The organism is Sphingomonas sp. (genome assembly GCF_025362505.1).
Classification (GTDB): Bacteria; Pseudomonadota; Alphaproteobacteria; order Sphingomonadales; family Sphingomonadaceae; genus Sphingomicrobium.
Map to the genome: position 1 here is coordinate 1 of NZ_JANYGG010000037.1, position 2,536 is coordinate 2,536.

Here is a 2,536-nt window from a genome sequence, read left to right on the forward strand (position 1 = left end):
CTCGCCCAGACCGTGAACCCCGACCCGGTCTATCCGGCGAACGGCGCGCTGCCCGGCGGCAGTGGCGATCATGGCGTCAAGGCAACCGAGCGCTATCGCAAGGGCACGGTCAAGGCCATCGAGCGCGAACGTACCGGCAGCGGCTCGGGCGGCGGCGGAAGCAGCTCGGGCGGCGGCGGCGGAAGCAGCAGCAGCTCGGGCGGCGGATCGTAGTGAGGGTTCGACATGATGATGCGCCTGATGCGGAGATTGGCCAAAGATAGACGCGGCGCCGTCGCACCGACGGTCGCCCTGTCGCTTATCGGGCTCCTCGCGAGCGGCGGGATCGCGTTCGATTATGCGCGGCTGGCGACAATGGACAGCGAGTTGCAACAGGCCGCCGATCAGGCGGCGCTCGCCGGTGCGAGCCAACTTGATGGGCAAAGCAACGCGGTCTCGCGCGCGGTTGCTGCGGCGCAAGGGCTGCTGGTCAACCAGACGCTGCTCGGCAACGACAGCGGCGGCATAACGATCCAGACCGGGACCACGACCGGCTCCGTTTTCCGGATCTATTTCTATACCAGCAAGGCTAATGCCGAGGCTGACAGCAGCCCAATTCTGGCCAGCGCAGCGGTCGATTCGACTGCGAAATACATCAAGGTCGCAGTCGTCGGGCGACAGGCGAAATACGCCCTGACCCCGATCGTCGGCGCGATTTCTTCCGGCACCATCGGTGCGGAAGCAGTCGCGGGGCTCGGCTCGGCAATCTGCAAGACGCCGCCGGTGATGATCTGTAATCCCAACGAGGCCGGCGACCCGACGTTCACTGTGGCGAACTACATTGGCAAGGGGATTAAACTTGTTTCGGTCGGCAACGGCAACGGCACCTGGGCACCGGGGAATTTCGGCTATCTCGACAGCAGTGGCGGCTCTGGCGGAGCCCCGGGGCTACGCGAAGCACTTGGCTGGAATACGCCGCCGGGCGATTGCATTGCTGCTACGGGCGTTTCGACAAAGCCGGGCGCAAGCGTTTCCGTCACTGATGCACTGAACACCCGGTTCGACATTTACGACAGCAATGTCAGCTGTACCGGCACCGGCATCTGCTCGGCATCGATCAACAGCGTCAAGGACCTCGTTCGGCCCGGCAATGCCAATGGCGGTAACGCTTGCAAGCTCCAAAATTCCGGTTGGCAGGAAGTGGCTGCGGCCAGCCAATATTTGCCCACGTCGGCAACGGTTCCGCTCGCCACGAGTGTCACGCCGAAGGCGATGGGCCACCCGCGCGATATGTGCCACGCCGTCGCGTCGGGAACGGCGGGCGCCTGTGCCTCGCCGATTGGCGACGGGGTATGGGATCGCGACGCCTATTTCCGTTCGAATTATGTGCGGTCGGGCGCCGCTACATATTGGACCGGCGGCACCGGCGCGGGGACTTGGCGGACCAACACCGGGCTCAGCGCGACGGCGACCCGATATCAGGTCTATGTATGGGAAACCGCCAATCGCGGGGTAGCCATCGACGGGGTAACCGTCATGGCGCCGCGCGTTGCCAGCGGCAGCGGCGCCAGCGCGCTCACCAGCTATGGCCTGCCCCAATGCAGCGCCGGGCAGGGCTTTGGTAGCGGCCAAATCCCCTCTGCCACGACGCCCGACCGACGCCGGATTTCGCTTGCGGTGGTCAATTGCACGGCCAATGGGGTCAATGGCAACTCGACCAACGTGCCGGTGCAAAAATGGCTGGAAATGTTCCTCGTCGAACCGTCTTTGGGCCGAGCACGGACCAGTGCTGGCGATGTCTATGCCGAGGTGATCCGCGAGACGACCAGTGGCGCAGGTGCCACCGCCGGGCAGGTCATTCGCCGCGACACGCCTTACCTCATAAAATGACGGTCGGCGCTCGCCTTTTGCGTTCAACGCGCGGTGCTGCGGCGGTCGAGATGGCGCTTGTCACGCCGCTGCTGCTGATCATCATGATGGGCAGCTTCGAGCTCGGCAATTATTTCATGAACGAGCATAAGCTGGTCAAGGCAGTACGCGACGGCGCGCGCTTCGCGGGACGGCAAGCCTTTGGCAGCTACACCTGCCCGTCGACGATCGACAGCACGGTCGTGACCAATACCAAGAACGTGGTGATGACGGGCGTGCTGTCGGGTGGAAGCAACCGAATCGCGAACTGGAACGCATCATCGATCACCCTGTCGCTCAATTGCTTCACAGCGACGGGTGGCCAGGACATGCTCGGCATCTATCGAAATTCGACGGGTGCATCGGTTGGCGCGCCGGTTGTGACCGTGTCAGCCACGGTGCTTTATACGCCGGTGCTTGCCAGCTTCGGTTTTCGAGGGGTCGGATTCAACCTTAACGCGCGGCAGCAGGCCGCGGTGATGGGGCTGTGATGCGCCGCCTCCTCTTCGATCGAACTGGCTCCGGCGCGGCCGAATTTTCGCTCGTGCTGCCGCTGCTCATCCTGCTGCTGCTCGGCATGATCGATACCGGCCGATACATGTGGGAATATAACCGCGCCGAGAAAGCGACCCAGATGGGCGCGCGTTTC

The 2,536-nt window shown here is 63.8% G+C and carries 3 protein-coding genes and 1 pseudogene; all 4 read left to right on the top strand.

Annotation, left to right across the window (positions count from 1 at the left end):
- A pseudogene (locus tag Q0R27_RS03010) lies at nt 1-213 on the top strand (hypothetical protein); the annotation flags it as partial.
- A 12-nt stretch (nt 214-225) separates the two neighbouring features.
- Entirely contained in the window at nt 226-1,869 is a 1,644-nt protein-coding gene (locus Q0R27_RS03015) for a pilus assembly protein TadG-related protein (RefSeq protein WP_293940766.1), read from the top strand.
- A 17-nt stretch (nt 1,870-1,886) separates the two neighbouring features.
- On the top strand, nt 1,887-2,378 hold the full coding sequence (locus tag Q0R27_RS03020; protein WP_293940767.1) for a TadE/TadG family type IV pilus assembly protein: 492 nt from the start codon (nt 1,887-1,889) through the stop codon (nt 2,376-2,378).
- Nucleotides 2,378-2,536: TadE/TadG family type IV pilus assembly protein (locus Q0R27_RS03025; protein WP_293940769.1), on the top strand; the 159-nt coding region annotated here is incomplete at its 3' end. The genes Q0R27_RS03020 and Q0R27_RS03025, both read left to right, overlap by 1 nt.

Excerpts from the sequence above, each read along its gene's own strand:
- Q0R27_RS03015 (WP_293940766.1), top strand. The coding sequence starts at position 226 with ATGATGATGCGCCTGATGCGGAGATTGGCCAAAGATAGACGCGGCGCC.